Annotated in this window: 14 protein-coding genes; 7 read left to right on the top strand and 7 right to left on the bottom strand. The window is 49.1% G+C overall.

What is annotated here, in order from left to right:
* Positions 1-29: 29 nt before the first annotated feature.
* Positions 30-737 carry a hypothetical protein gene (locus tag AC286M_RS28775; RefSeq protein WP_488207648.1) on the bottom strand — a complete coding sequence of 236 codons (708 nt, stop codon included), beginning with the start codon at positions 735-737 and terminating at the stop codon, positions 30-32.
* A 326-nt stretch (positions 738-1,063) separates the two neighbouring features.
* Positions 1,064-2,254, bottom strand: a complete 1,191-nt coding sequence (locus AC286M_RS28770) for an alanine--glyoxylate aminotransferase family protein (protein ID WP_488207647.1) — start codon at positions 2,252-2,254, stop codon at positions 1,064-1,066.
* A gap of 415 nt (positions 2,255-2,669) precedes the next feature.
* On the opposite strand from AC286M_RS28770, the gene AC286M_RS28765 reads away from it, so the two are divergent.
* From AC286M_RS28765 to AC286M_RS28750, 4 genes are all read left to right on the top strand, one after another.
* Positions 2,670-4,406 carry an ABC transporter ATP-binding protein gene (locus AC286M_RS28765; protein ID WP_488207646.1) on the top strand — a complete coding sequence of 579 codons (1,737 nt, stop codon included), beginning with the start codon at positions 2,670-2,672 and terminating at the stop codon, positions 4,404-4,406.
* A gap of 196 nt (positions 4,407-4,602) precedes the next feature.
* Positions 4,603-6,210, top strand: a complete 1,608-nt coding sequence (gene gpmI, locus AC286M_RS28760; protein WP_488207645.1) for a 2,3-bisphosphoglycerate-independent phosphoglycerate mutase — start codon at positions 4,603-4,605, stop codon at positions 6,208-6,210.
* 126 nt (positions 6,211-6,336) lie between these two features.
* On the top strand, positions 6,337-6,564 hold the full coding sequence (secG, locus tag AC286M_RS28755; RefSeq protein ID WP_488207644.1) for a preprotein translocase subunit SecG: 228 nt from the start codon (positions 6,337-6,339) through the stop codon (positions 6,562-6,564).
* A 218-nt stretch (positions 6,565-6,782) separates the two neighbouring features.
* Positions 6,783-7,619, top strand: a complete 837-nt coding sequence (locus AC286M_RS28750; protein ID WP_488207643.1) for a hypothetical protein — start codon at positions 6,783-6,785, stop codon at positions 7,617-7,619.
* A gap of 218 nt (positions 7,620-7,837) precedes the next feature.
* On the opposite strand, the gene folB is transcribed toward AC286M_RS28750, so the two are convergent.
* Positions 7,838-8,197, bottom strand: a complete 360-nt coding sequence (folB, locus tag AC286M_RS28745) for a dihydroneopterin aldolase (RefSeq protein ID WP_488207642.1) — start codon at positions 8,195-8,197, stop codon at positions 7,838-7,840.
* Between the two features lie 284 nt (positions 8,198-8,481).
* A complete protein-coding gene (locus AC286M_RS28740) occupies positions 8,482-10,095 on the bottom strand; it encodes an NAD(P)H-quinone oxidoreductase subunit 4 (protein ID WP_488207641.1) in 1,614 nt (537 codons plus the stop codon).
* A gap of 678 nt (positions 10,096-10,773) precedes the next feature.
* Here AC286M_RS28740 and AC286M_RS28735 point away from each other — a divergent pair.
* Both AC286M_RS28735 and AC286M_RS28730 read left to right on the top strand, forming a co-directional pair.
* Complete coding sequence (locus AC286M_RS28735) at positions 10,774-11,721, top strand: vitamin K epoxide reductase family protein (protein WP_488207640.1); 948 nt, start codon at positions 10,774-10,776, stop codon at positions 11,719-11,721.
* A gap of 328 nt (positions 11,722-12,049) precedes the next feature.
* The gene (locus AC286M_RS28730) at positions 12,050-14,329 is read left to right on the top strand and encodes a CHASE2 domain-containing protein (RefSeq protein WP_488207639.1); all 2,280 of its coding nucleotides are present in this window, start codon (positions 12,050-12,052) and stop codon (positions 14,327-14,329) included.
* Between the two features lie 214 nt (positions 14,330-14,543).
* Here AC286M_RS28730 and AC286M_RS28725 read toward each other — a convergent pair whose 3' ends face one another.
* From AC286M_RS28725 to menD, 3 genes are all read right to left on the bottom strand, one after another.
* Positions 14,544-15,167, bottom strand: coding sequence for a TetR/AcrR family transcriptional regulator (locus AC286M_RS28725; RefSeq protein WP_488207638.1), 624 nt, complete (start codon positions 15,165-15,167; stop codon positions 14,544-14,546).
* A 178-nt stretch (positions 15,168-15,345) separates the two neighbouring features.
* Positions 15,346-15,732, bottom strand: a complete 387-nt coding sequence (locus AC286M_RS28720) for a hypothetical protein (RefSeq protein ID WP_488207637.1) — start codon at positions 15,730-15,732, stop codon at positions 15,346-15,348.
* A gap of 473 nt (positions 15,733-16,205) precedes the next feature.
* Positions 16,206-18,071: a 2-succinyl-5-enolpyruvyl-6-hydroxy-3-cyclohexene-1-carboxylic-acid synthase gene (gene menD / locus AC286M_RS28715; protein ID WP_488207636.1), complete on the bottom strand. Its 1,866-nt coding sequence runs from the start codon at positions 18,069-18,071 to the stop codon at positions 16,206-16,208.
* 142 nt (positions 18,072-18,213) lie between these two features.
* On the opposite strand from menD, the gene AC286M_RS28710 reads away from it, so the two are divergent.
* Positions 18,214-18,636, top strand: coding sequence for an acyl-CoA thioesterase (locus AC286M_RS28710; protein WP_488207635.1), 423 nt, complete (start codon positions 18,214-18,216; stop codon positions 18,634-18,636).
* The last annotated feature ends 10 nt before the right edge of the window (positions 18,637-18,646 follow it).

Raw genomic sequence — 18,646 nt, 5'->3', positions numbered from 1 at the left:
ACCAGCCTTTTTTCCTGTTTAAACTGCACCTATGAGGAGTAAGCTTTCACTCGCTGCTGTTGTTGGCGAACTGAATGTACTCGGCCAATCCCTTTGTAGAAGTAGATACAGGCGGTCATCAGTGCAATGAATAGATAGAAGCCGCGAACGCACCAGCCAACGAGATCAAATAGTAAACTGACAGTTTTCGACTCCATGCCGCTAATCTCGACTACCTCTCGATTAAGGCGCTGTTCAGAACTGGCCAAGTCTTGAATTGAGCGGGCATCAGTGGGTAGCAGCGGAACTTTAATAGTGTACAGGAAGTAGCCCAGCGCTCCCCCCTGATCCATCTCAGCCTGAAGTAGATCGTTGGTTGTACTACGCGCTTCCGCAACGGAGATCTGCCCTTCTGACGCCACCTGCCTTACCCAATAGTGATGCCGCGTCATGTAGCCAGCGCTGATCACAATCGGGATCAGAAACACCAGCGCGATCGCACCCCAGCGCTGTCGCAACCGATTGGGCAGAAACACGGTCGCAACCCCAACACCAAAACCCAAGATGGCAAAAATCAAGAAATTACAGATTTCAACCACCTCAATACTTTGCAGCAGTCCACCCAGAATTGGAATGCTGTAAACGTAAACTTCACCCAAAAACGTCAATAAAATCTTCAGCAGGATCGAAATCGCAGCCACAAATAGGGTTGCGATCGCAAATTGGCTGATGCGTTGGTTGATTGTTTTGCTTGCCATGCCCGTCGCTCACATCACGTTCCACTCTTATGTGCCATTTATAGTAAGAGCAAATTTGCAAGATGGCGACGCTCTTAGCCAAAATTCGTGATTTTTAATCCAATCCGTTCTTCCAAACAAACTGAACAAGTAGAAATCTTCTGTAGGGGCGGGTTTTGCGGTCAGCTTTGATTCGTTTCCTAAGGATTGTGGATCAAATAGCCTGTAAACCGTTCCATCCGTAGGGACACGGCACTGCCGTGTCCCTACCCCAAAGATTGCACCTTATCCGCGTTCCTAACCTGACGGCTAAACCCGCCCCGCCCTAACGTGTGATTTAACTACATCTACGCTGTCTTCACGCTGGGATCAGCCAGTACCTGCCGCAGCGCCTCCAGCAGCAGCACCACATTTTCACGCCGGCTGTTATATCCCATCAGGCCAATCCGCCAAACCTGACCCGCGAGTTCTCCTAAACCGCCGCCGATCTCGATGTTGTAATCCATCAGTAACTTGCGACCGACAGCTTTACCGTCAATTCCGGCCGGAATCCGCACCGTGGTCAGCGTCGGCAGGCGAGTTGCCTCATCAACATGACAAGCCAGCCCCATGTCGGCTAAACCATCCCAGAGCAACTTGGCATTGGCCCGATGCCGTTCCCAGCGAACGTCTAAACCTTCTTCCGTAATCAGGCGCAACGCTTCCCGCATCGCATAGTTCATATTGACCGGAGCCGTGTGGTGATAAACGCGATCATTACCCCAGTACTTGTTCAGCAGGTTGATGTCTAAATACCAATTCGAAATCGGTGTGCGACGACGCATTACTTTTTCCATCGCCCGTGGGCCAATGGTGAGGGGCGAAATTCCCGGCGGTGCGCTCAGCCCCTTTTGACCACAGCTATAGGCCAAATCCACGCCCCACGCATCCAGAAACAGCGGTACGCCACCCATACTAGTGACGGTGTCCAGCAGCAGCAGACAGTCAAACTCACGACAGAGATCGTCAACGCCTTCTAGCGGTTGCCGCGCCCCCGTCGAAGTCTCAGCGTGAACCAGACACAGCACGGCTGGACGATGGGTTTCCATTGCGGCGCGTAGCTCATCCAGCGAAAATACCTGGCCCCAGGGTTTATGAATTTGCTGCACAGTTGCACCGTAGCGTCCGGCCATATCCACCAGGCGATGGCCAAAGTAGCCCATAACGCCCACCAGCACCACATCGCCGGGTTCAACGACATTCGCTAACGTGGCCTCCATGGCCGCGCTGCCTGCACCGCTGACTGAAATCGTCGTTTCGTTGTCGGTTTGCCAGGTGTAGCGCAGTAATTCCTGCACGTCATTCATCACCTGCAAATAGCGGGGATCAAGATGACCAATCGGCTGGAGTGCCATCGCTTGCAGCACCAGCGGATGGGCATTCGATGGCCCTGGGCCAAGCAGCAAGCAGGGAGGCAAATTGAGCTGAGGAACGGTCGCTCGATGGGCGTTATTGACTGCTGCCTGATTTGTCTGATTGGTAGGGATGGATGCCGTCATGGGAAAAATAAAAATTAGTTATGAACAGGACGCATGAACAAACTGAATCGTAACCAATGAACCGCGATCGCAATTGTCCCACATAGCCGAACCCCAACCGCCAGATTTGCCGATACTCGCCGCATCGTCTTAAAATTTGTTACAGTTTTGGCAGCGGCACTATGGAGGGGATGGGGTAATCGCCTCATAAGCCTCATCTCTTACAACCAATTCACCCATTCATGATGATTCGGAATCAGCACTTTTACACAGGTATCTCAGAAATAGCAGTGCTCGAATTGTTAACTGAAAAATTTACTGATCTACTGAACAGTCAGTAGCAGTCACAGATCATTCGCAGAGGACTAATGACTTAACAGAGTTGTAGTCCCAAAAATAGCGAACAGAACGCAGACGTATATAGGCAGGAGGGTTCATGCTGCGACTAGAGCGAATTAGTAAAATTTATCCCACGGGAGAAGTGCTCAAAAATGTGACCTGGGAAGTGAAACCGGGTAATCGAATTGGCCTAGTCGGAGTCAACGGCGCAGGTAAGTCCACCCAGCTCAAAATCATCGCCGGAGAAGTTGAACCCACCACGGGAGAAGTCATTCGCCCCAGCAACTTGCATATTGCCTATCTAACGCAAGAATTTGAAGTTGATCCCAGCCGCACCGTACGGGAAGAATTTTGGACGGTGTTTCAAGAAGCGAACTATGTGCAGCAGCGCCTCGCTCACGTCACTCGCGATATGGAATCAGCCGATCCTGAACAGCTTGACGAATTGATCCACGAACTGGATCGGCTCCAGCGCAAGTTTGAAGCATTAGACGGCTACGGGTTAGAAGCGCGGATTGAGAAAATTCTGCCCGAAATGGGATTTACTGCCGACGATGGGGATCGCCTAGTTAGCGCCTTCAGCGGTGGCTGGCAGATGCGGATGAGTTTGGGCAAAATTCTGCTGCAAGAACCAGATCTGCTGCTGCTGGACGAGCCGACCAACCACCTAGATTTAGAAACGATTGAGTGGCTGGAAATCTATCTCAAAGACCTCAATACGCCAATGGTGATTGTCTCCCACGACCGGGAGTTCTTGGATCGCCTGTGTACTCACATTGTCGAAACTGAACGCGGCGTTTCCACCACCTATCTTGGCAACTACACGGCCTATCTGGAGCAAAAAGCCGAGGCCAAGATTGCCCAGCAAGCCACCTATGAGCGGCAGCAAAAAGAAATTGAGAAACAGCAGGTCTTCATTGAGCGATTTCGGGCCAGCGCCACTCGCAGCACCCAGGCCAAGAGCCGCGAGAAACAGCTAGAAAAGATCGAGCTAGTGGAAGCTCCCGAGAGCGATCTCAGGGGGATGCGGTTCAAGTTTCCGCCTGCTCCCCGCAGCGGTCGTGAGGTGGTGGATATTCAAAATTTAGTCCATACCTACAACGACAATATTTTGTTTCTGGACGCCAATCTACTGATTGAACGGGGCGATCGCATTGCCTTTTTAGGGCCGAACGGCTGCGGCAAATCAACCCTGTTGCGCTTCATGATGGGCATTGAGCCGCATGAGGACGGCGTGGTTAGGTTAGGGGATCATAATGTAATTCCCGGTTATTTTGAGCAGAATCAGGCTGAGGCGCTAGATTTAAACAAAACGGTGGTGGACACCATTCATGACGAGGTGCCCGACTGGAAAACGGAAGAAGTGCGATCGCTGTTGGGACGCTTTTTGTTTAGTGGCGATGTGGTCTTTAAGCCAGTCCAAGCGCTGAGTGGTGGAGAAAAAGCGCGTTTAGCGCTTGCAAAAATGTTACTAAGACCAGCCAATTTGCTGATTTTAGATGAGCCAACGAACCACCTCGATATTCCGGCTAAAGAGATGCTGGAAACCGCACTACAGGAGTACGATGGCACGGTCGTAATTGTTTCTCACGATCGATACTTCATTTCCCAGGTTGCCAATAAGATTGTCGAAATTCGAGATGGAGAACTGCATCTTTATCGGGGTGATTACCACTACTATCTCGACAAAATTGCCGAAACAAAAGAACGCGCTCGACTAGAAGAACTTGATCGTCAAAAGGTGGATAAGGCAGCCGCTAAACGAGACAAGCAGCGAGCAAAACAAAAGGAAAAGGCAGCACAGCGTAAGGCATCAGCCAAAGCGAATCAGTAATTAGCTAGCCATTGCCTAGCTGCTTTGTTTGATGGCGAGCAGAAAAAATAACGATTTGATGTTATCAGTAGATTTCGATCTCATTTAATAACTGCGCGTCATCTTACTCCCTTGCCGTAATTGCGAGGACTCAATGGTATCATTGCGAAGAAATCATCAATATTCAATTGCAAACAACGCAGAAGGGCATTCAGGCATGGCACAAGCGTCTGTTTCTCCAGTCGTACTTGTTATCCTAGACGGCTGGGGTTACCGAGAGGATAGCAGTGGTAATGCGATCGCAGTAGCCAATACGCCTGTTATTGATAGCCTTTGGGAAGTGTATCCCCATACGCTAATTCAGACTTCTGGTAAGGATGTTGGACTACCGGATGGCCAAATGGGTAATTCTGAGGTTGGTCATCTTAATATTGGTGCCGGTCGCGTTGTTCCACAGGAACTAGTTCGAATTTCAGACGCCGTTGAAGATGGCAGTATCGCCCAAAACCCTGCACTTTTGGAAACCTTTCAGGCTGTCAAAGCGCAGGGCGGCAAACTGCACCTAGTCGGTTTGTGTTCTGATGGCGGGGTTCACTCCCACGTTGAGCATCTTTTTGGTCTACTGGAAGCCGCCAAGCAGCATGGCGTCACAGATATCTGTATTCATGCCATCACCGACGGTCGAGACACCAAACCGACCGAAGCAAAAGCCGTCATTCAGACCATTGAAGAGCGGGTTGCCCAAATTGGCGTGGGTCGCATCGTAACCTTAATGGGGCGTTACTACGCGATGGATCGCGATCGCCGCTGGGATCGGGTACAGAAAGCCTACAGCACTATGACCCAAGACGGCAGCGGTGTCGATCAGTCACTCACAGAAGTGATTCAGGCTTCCTACGATCAAGAGATCACCGATGAGTTTATCGATCCCGTTCGGGTCGCTCCCGGTGCTGTTGAACCCAATGACGGCGTCATTTTCTTCAATTTTCGTCCGGATCGGGCGCGGCAGTTGACTCAAGCGTTTGTGGATGCCGACTTTGCTGGCTTTGAACGCGAATACGTTCAGCCATTAGCATTTTGTACGTTTACCCAGTACGATCCCAATTTTCCGGTACAGGTGGCGTTTCAGCCACAAAACTTGAGCAACATCTTAGGTGAGGTGGTTGCCAATCAGGGCTTGCGTCAGTTTCGGACGGCTGAAACTGAAAAATATGCCCATGTCACCTACTTCTTCAATGGTGGCCTAGAGGAACCGTTTAAGGGAGAGGATCGGGAACTGGTATCCAGTCCAATGGTTGCCACTTATGATCGGGCACCGGAGATGTCGGCCAGGGCGGTGACGGATGTTGCGATCGCAGCCATCAAAAAGCAAGTTTACTCTCTGGTGGTCATGAACTACGCCAACCCCGATATGGTTGGGCATACGGGCGTCATGGATGCGGCAGTTCAAGCAATTAAAGCTGTTGATAAATCCTTGGGTCGATTACTAGAGTCAATTAGCCAAGTCGGTGGCACGGCCATTATCATTGCCGATCACGGTAACGCCGAGTACATGTGGGATGAGCAAGGCAATCCTTGGACAGCCCACACCACGAATCCGGTTCCCTTCATCTTGATTGAAGGGGAGCGCCGCAAAATTCCAGGACACGGCACCGATGTCCGACTGCGCGAAGATGGTCGGCTGTCCGATATCGCTCCCACCATCTTGGACATCTTGCAGGTTCCTCAGCCACCTGAAATGACGGGTCGTTCGATGATCCTGCCAGCGGAAGTGGATGTAAAACCTAACCGTTCTCCCATTCGTGTGCCACTGGCACACAAGTAGACATTGCTGAATTGGCATACAGCTCAGATATAGCGACAGTGTCGCTGTATCTAAGTGATCATTACCAGTCGGTACCAGATCTCAGTAATATAGATAAACAGATTAAGTTTTATCGGCGCAAGTCTTATGTCACTCGAAACAGTAGTCCAAATTCTCTGGGGACTGTCCGCCCTGGGTCTGATCATTCTCGTACTGCTCCATAGTCCCAAAGGCGACGGTTTAGGCGGGATCGGTGGTCAAGCTCAGCTTTTCACCAGTACCAAAAGCGCTGAAACAACCCTTAATCGCGCAACTTGGACATTGACTATCGTATTCATGGGTTTGACCGCTGTTATGAGTGGAGGCTGGATTTAACCGCCCCCTTTCGACCGTCACCCATCCAATTTGGTATTATTTCAAATCCTAGGAGGCTTTGTTGCTGGTCATCAGTGACAGAGCCTTCTTTGTTTAAGGCTAGGCGTTTCTTTTCAGCACTCAACGCCTTTAAAAGTAGCCATGTAGTAAGCAACTCTTACGGCACTTACAGCGTCAAGAATACAGATGGGATCAAACTGTAACCGTTAATGATCAAGATGAGATTGAGACGAGATCAGCAATTCTGGAAGTTGAAAGTCAAGCTAGTGGCAGGTGCGATCGCAACTCTCATCCTGGTGTCATTCGCCAGTTCATTCTTCCAGCAACCATCAATTTGGATTCCCCCTACCTATGCTCAGATAGCAAATCCAGATCAAAACAACCCGTCTCCTGCTCTAAAACTCCCTCACTCAGCAGTTCATCCTGTCCCTGATCCGTTAGCAGAATGGCAAGATCCGAATCAATCCGGTGATTATTTCGATCAGGTTGAACAGCTTGAAGTCGGCTACCTAATTTGGTCAGAGTTTCCGGTTCGCGTCTATGTGGAGCCGATCACAGCGGATGACCCGTCTGCATTGCAGGTGCGATCGCAACGATGGCACGAAGCTGTGATTCAGGCTGTGCAAGATTGGCAACCTTATTTCCCGCTGCAAATAGAATCCAATCCAGATGCTGCCCACATCAAAGTTTGGCGACGCTCACCACCGTTACAGATTAATGCAGCAGGTCAGTTTCGCAGTCGTGCCGCCGAAACCCGTTATGCGCTGTATCGGCAACGCTCAGGAGAGGGTGAACCCGTCCTCACCCATCGCGTGGAAATCTTTATCCGACCTGACCAATCACCTGATCATTTACAAGGCTCGGCTCGCCATGAAATCGGTCATGCGCTGGGAATTTGGGGGCACAGTCTACTCGATACAGACGCACTCTACTACTCTCAAGTCCGTAGTCCTGTCCCGGTTTCAGCCCGCGATATCAACACCCTTAAGCGGATTTATCAACAACCCACTCGTTTAGGATGGCCATTGCCCAAGTCGCTTCTGAGACAACTCTGATTCGCTAACAAGTTTGTTAATAAAAAGATATATTTATCGGCTATTCTGTCAACCAAATTAAGAACTTATTAAAAACTCTGCCAAATTTGATATTCTACGGATATTTTAATGTTCAAGATACCTCCTAACTGCGTCTCCAGCTCCATCCGGCGATATGGATTCACTAGCGTCGATGGAGCTGTTATTCTTGTTAACCCCTTTTGGGCTAGCTAACGTATTTACCGTTGACGCATAATATCAACTTTTACTTCTCCGCTGAAGTTGGGAATTGGTGCATTCGGCTTGCTCAACTCAACCCGAACTTGGGTCACCCGATCATCTGTCGTTAAAACCATGTTCGCAATCTTGCTGGCTAGCGACTCTATCAGTGCACAACGCTCCGTTTGAATCAACTGCTGAGTCGTCTCAATTACCGATCGATAATCCAGCGTATCCCCAATGCGATCGCTACTTCCCGCCTGGGATAAATCAATCCAAATTGTTAAATCAACGTTGAACCACTGCCCCAGCACCTGTTCTTCCGGCAGATATCCAACATAGCCATAGGCTCGAATTGCGGAAAGCTGAATTGAGTCCATTCTGAGTCTTTGATGGGGTCATACAAAAGTACATGTAAGCCCTGTCATGATATAGCCTGACAAAATACTAGTCCCACAAAATATAGCGCTACGAGTTTGGAATCAGGTAGATGGAATCAGGTAGATGGTTTTTGAGAACCTATTCACAGCTTGGCTTCTCAAAAATTGCTGTCTCAACTGATTACGTCAGACCATATGAGCCGCGTTGAATCAACAAAAAAGCTGGGTTCTTGAGAAACCCAGCTGCTCCGAGGTCAATTTAGACTTGGAAAGTTTGATTAAGTCTAATCAATCGTCTCAGCGATGATATCTTGTGAGCCTGTTATAGCAATTTCAGGCGCGCGTTGAATCTGGGAGTAAAGCGGCTGTGGCCGTTCAGCAATCAGTGGCAAAACGTCTCGTGCCCGACTAGCCACTTCAACTGTCTTGACTTCATAAGTTTGAATTGCCAGCTTAGGATAAACTCCGATCGCAATAATCGGCACAATCAGACAGAGGGCGATGAAGGCTTCACGAGGCTTGGCATCTAAACCGAAGGACGGTAGCTCTAGCTGGAGGGTATGCTTGCCGTAGAATACCTGACGCAGCATCGACAGCAGGTAAATCGGAGTCAATACTACTCCAATCGCAGCCAAGATAATCACGATAGCTCGGAACGTTGTGCCATAGACATCGCTCATGCTGAAGCCGAGGAACACCGTTAGCTCACTAACAAAACCACTCATGCCGGGTAGCGCCAGAGATGCCAGGGAACCTGCGGTAAACAGCGCAAACACAGTCGGCATATCTTTAGCCAATCCACCCATTTTGTCCATCAGCAGAGTATGGGTGCGTTCGTAGGTGACACCGGACAAGAAGAAGAGAGCTGCTGCAATCAGACCGTGAGAAATCATCTGGAGCAACGCGCCCGTGATACCAAGGCTGGTGAATGCTGCCAAGCCAATTAGGACAAATCCCATGTGGGCAATGGACGAATAAGCCATGCGGCGCTTCAGGTTCTTCTGCGCAAATGCGGTCAGAGAAGCGTAAACAATGTTGATGGCACCGAGAACAGCAAGAGTGGGCGCAACCGTTGCGTGGGCATTCGGCAGCATTTCAATGTTCATCCGGATTAATCCGTAACCCGCCATTTTCAGCAGTACTCCGGCCAGAATCATGGAAACAGGCGCAGGAGCTTCGCTGTGGGCATCGGGCAACCAAGTGTGGAAGGGGAAAATGGGCAGCTTAACGCCAAAGGCAATAAACAGAGCTGTGTAGACCAGCAGTTCAAACGTCAGCGAGTAGTCTTTTAAGGCTAATTCAGACAGGTTGAAGGTGATGTTGTCGCCATAGAACGCCATTGCGAGGGCTGCGACCAAAATGAAGATGGATGCGATCGCAGTGTAGAGAATAAACTTTGTTGCCGCGTATAGCTTGTTCTGTCCGCCCCAGATTGAAATCAGCAGATAAACCGGGACAAGTTCCAATTCCCAAGAAATAAAGAACAGCAAGATGTCCTGGGCAGCAAATACAGCAATCTGTGCCGTATACATTGCCAGTATTAGGAAGAAGAATAGCCGCGCCTTGTGGGTAATATTCCACGCTGCCAGAATGCTCAGTGTCGTAATTAAGCCAGTCAGAATAATCAGCGGCATCGACAGGCCATCAACACCAACCGACCAGTTCAGCCCAATCTGGGGTACCCAGGGATAGATATCAATCAGCTGTAGCCCAGGATTATGGACATCGTAGTAGCGCCCAAAGGTGAAGAGGATTAGGGCAAACTCAAGTACTCCTACAGCGAGTGCATACCAGCGAACTGTTTTGCCCTCATCCCGAGGAAGCAGGGGAATGAATGAAGCGGCCACCAGAGGAAAAAATGTAATGGCCGTTAACCAAGGAAATTCGGCACTAATCATCGCAACTCATCTCACATGCAACTTCAACAGCAATGCATCTAAACTCCAACTTTGGCTGGTCGTCATCTTGCCGATAACTGTCGGTCGTGGATTTGGCCGAAGTGTAGGGAATCGATCAACAGGCGTCCGAATGTAGCTAGCGCGGATACCTTACCTGATCAGAATGATTCAGTGAATCATAGAGACCTATCTTGATGGGCGTCTGAATACCAATTCCAGCATGTAACTATGGCGAACTAGACCAACACGGTGGTGTAAATTTAGATAAGGATAATTACCTATTGACTCGTACAAGCAACAGTATATTAACTTTTTTGTACTTTTGATAAGGGGATTTCACGGAAAACACAAAAAAAATAGAAAAGCAAAGAATAGATAAACCTCTTTGCTTTGGTTGTACGTCTTGCTGATAAAGGGATACGGCGATTGTGATGAGACGAAAATATTTATGCCCAACAGTTTTATGCCTGTAGAGTCAACGCAGCCTGCACAACGTGAACAATTTGAGAACAGCAGGTCGGGAACTAAATGATGGCTAAGCGCAACAAATTGTCCTAAGTCGCTATGATCGACTAGGACTCGTGTCTCTATGTTTTGTAGCGATACAGCCTTGAGTTAGGGCATAAACGTTATTGTGTTTGCATTACTGTTGTCTGCGTTAGTGAGGTCACATCACGTATGAGTCGTCTGAATCGCCGTCGCCAAGCAACCTGGATTCAAAAATGGGCGCGTCCATTGATTGCTGCGATCGCAGTGGTTGGAGCTGCAGGAACAGCCTATTTGACTATTACCAAATTGATGGGGGGTAGTGCTGCTTGCCCAACAAGCGCTTGTGACCAAGTCCTCTACAGTCCCTACGCAGAAGTATTTGGCCTACCGCTGTCCCTCTTCGGCTCATTGGCCTACATCGGCATGGGCATAATGGCTGTTGCCCCACTGGTAATCTCCGAAAAGCAACAGCCTGACCACCAGCGTCAGCTCAACCATTGGACTTGGTTGGGCCTGTTTATCGGTGCTGTAGCGATGGTTGTATTCAGTGGTTACCTGATGTACCTGCTGGCCTTTCAGATTCAAGCCGCTTGTATCTACTGCATTACGTCGGCGTTGCTGACGGTGGCGCTGCTAGTTATCACTCTAGTTGGCAATACTTGGAATGATAGAGGTCAGCTATTCTTTCTGGGCATTATCGTGGCCGTCCTAGTTTCAGTGGGCGCTCTAGGCGTATTTGCCAGTGCTGATAGCACTGGTACGATCGGCTCAGAAATAGACCAGTCTGCTCAACAAGGCCCCGCTATTACCACCACATCTGGGCAGGCTGAAATTGCCCTCGCTCGTCACCTCACGGAAACTGGCGCTCAATTCTATGGTGCTTGGTGGTGCCCCCACTGCTACGACCAAAAGCAGCTCTTCGGGCAAGAAGCCTTCACCGCAGTGAATTACGTCGAATGTGCGAGTCCTGACGATCCACGCCAGCAAGCTGAAGCGTGCCAGACAGCTGGCATTACTAGCTATCCTACCTGGCAAATTAATGGCGAACTCTATCCTGGACAGCGGACGCTAGATGAACTGGCCGATTTATCCGGCTACACTGGCCCTCGTGATTTTCAAGCCAAGCCTGTTAGCTAAATCAAGCGAAGTAGAAATCGAGATTAAGAACTGGAGCTTTCGGAGCAGAAACGCTCCAGTTTTTATAGAAATAAAGTTCAAGCTAATTTAGTTTCTTGAAAGAGCGGTGTCGGAGATGTCGTTAGGAAACGGATCGGTACCAGACACAGTCAGATAGATCGCTATGTACTGACGGCAAACATTTCATGTAAATGTTTTATTGGAGTTGGCATGGGGTCAGTTATGCCTGCTATACCTAGTTAAGCTAACTGCTCCCTACTCTAAAACAAATCCACAGCAGTTCTGGCTAACAGCATGATTTAACAAACTTCTATTCTCGAAACTCAGCATGTGGTGTCGATCAGCTAAATTCCTTCGCATTTCAGTTCAGCATGTTTTACAACGGAAGCGACGAGTTGAAGAAATAGCAGTTCTAGTCACCGTCTGTATTATCTTGCTCCGTATGACGGGATGGTTGCAGGCTGTAGAGTGGAATTTACTCGATCGGCTTTTTCGGCTACGTGGGGTGGAAGAGCGAGATGATCGTATCGTAATCGTTGAAATTAACGAAGACGATCTGGAGCAGCTCGGTGAGTGGCCAATCTCAGATAAAACCCTAGTACAGCTACTAGAAACTATTGATCAAGCAGATCCTAGAGCAATTGGTCTTGATATTTATCGCGATCTGCCTGTGGGTGCAGGACAAGCTGAATTAGCCGCGTTTTTTCAGCGTGTTCCCTATATCTACGGCATTGAAACTCTACCCGATTCTTTGAACGATAGAGGAGTGGATGCGCCGAACCTTCTGCAAGAGAAGGAGCAGGTTGGGTTTAACAACGTCATTATTGATGCAGATGGCGTTGTCCGCCGAAACATTCTGTATTGGAGTCGAGGTGAGGGGGGAGTGGCTGCCAGCTTATCCCTACAATTAGCGCTAGCCTATCTTCAGCCTGAAGGAATTGAATTAAGTTTGATTGAGCGGACTGGTGACTTACAGTTGGGCGATATCGTATTGACACGGTTTCGCCCTAATGATGGTGCCTATGTAGCGGCTGATGCTGGGGGATATCAACTCCTTGCTAACTATCGAGGTGGACAAACGATTAGGACGGTTTCTATTAGTGATGTCTTGCGTGGGAATGTCTCGTCAGACATTTTTCGCGATCGCATTGTCCTCATTGGTTCAACTGCAGCTAGCCTTAAGGACTTTTTCCGAACACCACTGACTCGCAGCACAGAACAGTCAAGACTGTTTGCTGGAGTTGAACTACAGGCCGATTTCACCAGTCAACTGATTAGTGCTGCTTTAGATGATCGGCCCATGCTAAGGGTTTGGCCGACAGGCTGGGCGTGGCTACTCATTCTAGCCTGTGCCTATGGTTCTGCAACCATTGTTTGGTATCAGCGATCGCTACTGAAATCTACAGGTTTCACCCTGTTGTTAACCGTTGGGGTGAGCGGAATCTGCGTGCTGGCCTTTTTTGGTGGCACACTTTGGCTGCCAATTTTACCCTGTACGATGGTCGTTATTTTTACGGCAACGCTTACCAAGACTTATCAACTGCAGCAAGCCGAAAAGCTGAAAAAATCGAAGGAATTCCTGAGTTCTGTTATCAATACGATTCCTGATCCTATTTTTGTAGCAGATCAGCAACAGCGCTGGATTGTAGTGAATCAGGCTTACTGTAATTTTGTAGGTTATCCGCTTGACTATCTGATTGAGAAAACGCCGTTTGATATTTTTCCTCAAAACGAAGCGCTTGTTTTCCAACAGCAGTATGAGCAGGTGTTCACTACGGGGGAAGCTCAGGAAAGTGAGGAAAGCTTTACCGATGCTAACGGGCACACCTATCTAACGGCTACAAAGCGATCGCTTCATCGGGACAGCGCTGGAAATCTGTTTTTAGTAGGCGTGATTCGGGACATCACTGATCGTAAACGACTGGAACAAGAGCTGCGCCGGACGGCCTCTGAACTGCTGCGATCCAATACTGAATTGCGCAAGGCTGAGGGGCGGCTACGGCGCTTAGCCTATCATGATGCACTGACTGGCCTACCTAACCGCGAATTTTTCTACGAGCGCTTTAAGGAAAGCGTGGTTTGGGCTACAGAACGCGATCGCATGATCGGTCTGCTCTTTATTGATCTAGATGGATTCAAGCTGATTAACGATCATCACGGCCACGATGTCGGCGATCAGCTCCTTCAGGCCGTTGCCGGACGGCTGGCAGGGTGCTTAAGAGGCAGTGACATTGTCTCGCGGCTTGGCGGCGATGAATTCACTGTACTGCTGCCGGGTATTCCAGATTTAGATGCTGCTAAGCGAGTAGCCGAAAAAATTCTCGCTAAGCTATCTCAACCGTTTGGACTGGAAGAACAGCGGGTTTCAGTGACAGCTAGCATCGGCATTAGCCTATATCCCTTGCATGGAACCGACATTGAATCGCTGATGCGCACTGCCGATTCCAAGATGTATCAGGCTAAGCGCATTGGAAAAAATCAGTTTGCGTTTGAGGATGTTACCGCTTCACACAATGCTGAAACTAATTCCTTACGTAGCAGCATGGACAGTGCTTCTAATCCTGAATCGACCAGAAATAAGCGTTCTGCAAAATGGCGCGATGGCTAGGACTGAAGACCAAGTGCACAGTAAAGACAATATAAAGCCGAGCCATCGCGAACTAGTCATCCGAGTGGGGCATTAAAACGCGCCAGGCAATGAAGCCAGCAAAGGCAACATAGCCGAATACAGTTAACCAATCCAGCCAATAACTGGAAGCACTAAATGGCAGGTTATTTATTACGAGTGGGATAAATACGGGTTGGATGAATATAGCCATTGTTTAGCTGTTGGCATCTTTGGCTAGAACTCCATTTAAGAAAATGTCAGCCAAATCTTCAGCCATTGCCTGCATGGCCTGAGGCGAGGCGTCCTCAGCCATAATGGTGTTGTGGCTGAAACCTGCAACGGTAAACATGCCTAGGAAGACCTGCGCTACAGTACGCGGATTCATTTGCCGATACACCCCCCGATCCATGGCAGTTTGAAAAAAGGCCTCCGTCACATCGGTCATTTTGGCAATGACTTCATACTGAATGCGATCGCGCAAATCAGGGTGAAACTGAGCCTCCATGAAACAAACGCGCATCATATCTGCATTTTGGTGCAGGTTTAGCATCCGCTTGCGCATCACTTGCGCAACCGCTTTGTAGCTGCCCATCTCGCTCAATTCGGTGAGTAAGTCGGTGAGGATTTCAACCCAGCCCTGCGTGGCGACCTCAACCAAAATGGCCTTTTTGTTTTCAAAATGTCGAAATAGTGTACCTTCTGCTACACCTGCTGCCTGAGCTAGGTCACGAGTTGTCGTGCCGTCAAAGCCGCTGCGGGCAAACAGACGCTGCGCGGCTTTTAGAATCCGAGTTTCGGTATCTTCTTCTACTGGCCTGGGGCGATGAAACGTTCTCATGAGACGGCAGCAAGTAATTGTTCACTTCTATGTGTAGCGATATTGTCGGATGTTTGTCTTCGGAATTCGGTAAAGGTTCACAGTTCCTCACAAAACGTAGTAGGGGACATAGCAGTGCTATGCCCCCTACAGTACAACGGCAAAATAATGTTGGGTTCGGATGTGATGGATTTAGACTCTAGTCCAGAAAACCCATTAGAGATGCTGGATCGTCGATTTCGTTGGGTGCGATCGGACGATGACCGGGCAGTCTGCTGGTATCTGCGCTCATGAGAGTACTAACCGCGACAGGGCGATGTCCTGGCAGCGTATCGCTATGAGCAATTTGAAATGTGTTGGCAACAACAGGGCGATGCCCCATGATGTTGAGGGTATCGACAATCTGTAGGTCGCTGGCTGTGATGGGTCGATTGTTCGGGAGGGACGGGGAAGTCGTCAGTTTGACGCTGTTGGTGCTTAAAACAATTGCCTGACTGTCGGTGTTGCTCATGTTCTCCTCTTGCTGATCGTGTGAATCCTGTGTATGCTCGGCAGCCTTACCGTTGGTTTCTGTTTCTGTGCTCATGGCCTGAATCCCGCAATGAGTGGGTTGAGATTTGTTAAGAAAAAATTAAAAAAGTTTATCAATAAATTGAACGCTTTTTGACAATTTAGTACCTGATCAAACCTTAAGTAAATATTATACGAGACGCAAGCGACACCCCGATCTGCCGAAAGGGATGTAATCTATACATATAAGGGGTTTCAAGCTATAGATAACGCTTTTTTATCCTCGATATTAGTCATAAACACGCTTAAGTTGGGCCGGAACGACGCAAGAAAGAGTCCTGAAGACTGAGTGCTGGGTATTGGGTGCTGAGGAAAATGGAACTCGCCTCGCTCTTCATCCCTCCTGCCTTACTTCTTCTAAAAACCTTTGACAGCCTCTACTGCACGCTGAAAACTAGTGCTGTGTCAAATCAGTTTTGATGGTTGGTATGCCGCGCAGAGCGAGGCATACCAACCATCAAAACCCACCAAAACAAGGTTGACAAACCACTAGGCACTAAAGCTAAAGATTGAACGACGCCACTGCTGGTTGGTTTTGCGATCGCACTTGAATTCCAATAAGCGAATGCCTGACTTTGGGAGCTGGCTTAGATGCTGTTTTATATCGTCCCAGGTTTGCAGCGATCGGTACTCAACACCATAAGCCTGGCAAAGAGGCTCTAGCTCGACGGATTGAGGAGTGGCAAAGAACTCCTCAAATGGTGGGTCGAACTGGGCAATCGGCAGCATTTCAAAGATGCCGCCGCCGTGGTTATTGATCATCACAATCGTGAGATGACCGTGGAACTTGGGTCGGATTAATAAACCATTGGTGTCGTGTAAAAACGCCAAATCCCCGGTCAGCAACACGCTAGGCCGTTGATGATGGGCAATCCCTAGCGCAGTAGACAGCGTGCCGTCAATCCCGTTTGTGCCCCGGTTAAAGTAGGGCTGAATGTTGCGATCGCTAGGTGGCCAAAACCATTCCACATCTCGCACGGGCATACTGTTGGCGATGAAGAGGGGCGTGTTGGTTGGTAACACTTGTGCTAATTGCCAAATCAGCTTGCTTTCCAGCCATTCATCAGTTTGAGTCAGCGTTGTGTCGATATAGTGTCGCTGCTGACGTTCTGCTTGCTGCCACTGCTGCAGATAGGTGGCTGCTCTTTCTGATTGCTGTGATGTACTGATTAATTTAGAAGCATCACCAGTCGTTACTGTGGTTGATCTCGCGTTTGATATAGCTAAATCCGTATCTACGCCAGTCACATTAGCCGTGCAGCTAGTCCACCACTGCATCAGCGCTTCGATAGCGATCGACAGTTTGGCCGTTTGTCCGTGTAGGGGATCTAAATTGCGATCGCGTGGGTCAATGACCCACTGCAGTGGCTGTACTTGAGTTAGCCATTGGCGCAAAATCTTGCTAGTCGGCATTTCTCCAATGCGAATCACCTGCTGGGGCTGTAGCTGTTCTGCCTGTTTAGAACTACGCAAAATAAGGTCATAGGTCGAAACCAGGTGGGGATTTAGACTGGCATAGTTCCGTACGGGCGATAAACCCTCTGCTAATATCGGCCAGTTAAGGATTTGAGATAACTGAGCAATGGCACAGCAGTATGCTTCCGGATCAGTAGGTTGGGCAATGCCTGCAATGATCAAACCGCGATCGCACATTTGCCACTGATCAAATAAATTCAAGAGCCCTGTCGGACTGGTTGGACTAGCGTACAGCGGGGCTAACAACTGTGCCGTAACTGTACTGTTGAGATGAGCAAAAAACGTAGAGATAGGGAACTCGGCTGCAAGTGCGATCGCGGCTTCTTCTGGAACGGGAGCTAGCGGATCGCGAAAGGGAAAATTGAGATGAACTGCTCCCGAGTTGACTGAACCAGCTCGCTGCCAAGCTTGCACAATGGTCTGCCGCAGATAAGTCAACCGGGAAAACTCCAATGACGGCAACGCAACTTCGTGGTACCAGTTGGAATAGGAACCATAAAGTTTCTGCTGATCGATTGTTTGTCCTGCATTACAGTCGCGCAGTTCTGGCGGTCGATCTGTGGTCAAGATAAGCAGTGGAATGTTACTCTCTCGAGCCTCGATCACTGCTGAATAAAAATTTGCCCCAGCCGTGCCAGAGGTACACACCACTACCACGGGATTGTGCGATTGACGGGCCCGGCCCAAGGCAAAGAACGCCGCAGATCGTTCGTCCAAAATTGGAATAGACTCAATTCCGGGATGTTGCGCAAAGGCAACGGTCAAGGGGGTTGAACGCGAACCCGGACACAAAACTGCCGTTTTAAGGCCAAGCTGTGCCAGGGTCTCCACTACAATGGATGCCCAAACAGAGTTTGTATTGCGAAAATCGATAGCCATGCCGACGGCAGCCTGCTGAAAACATCCCTGATCTTAATCGCAATTGCGCTGGGAGTCAGGAAAAGAGCGCCTTGTGAGTGCAAGTTGTCTCAACCAATTGCTCGACCAATTGCTCAAATCAACTGCTGAACTAACTAAAAGAATGGGTAAACTTTTTCATCTCGATATTGTGGTATCTACTGATGTGATTGATGAGAATAATCACGTCAACAACGTTGCTTATGTCAAGTGGATGCAGGATGTTGCCGTTAGTCACTCCCGTTCAACGGGTGGAACGCAGGCGGCTAGAGACGCAGGGGGAACATGGGTGGCCCGTGCTCACTATATTGAGTATCGTCAGCCAGCGTTTCAGGGAAATCGTCTGCGACTGATGACCTGGATTAGTGACTTTCGCAAAATTCGCAGCCAGCGCCGATACAAGTTTTTACGACTTGATGACAATGTTACGATAGCCGTTGGCTATACGGATTGGGTGTTTGTGGATGCTGTTACAGGACGCCCACGCTCGATTCCGCCTACCGTCGTTGCCTGTTTTGATATCTTGCCTGAATTTGAAGAACCTTAAATTCAGTATT

This window comes from Thainema salinarum CENA647, from assembly GCF_057732415.1.
The sequence above is the reverse complement of the archived record's forward strand: the minus strand, read 5'-3'. Positions and strand labels throughout refer to the sequence as shown.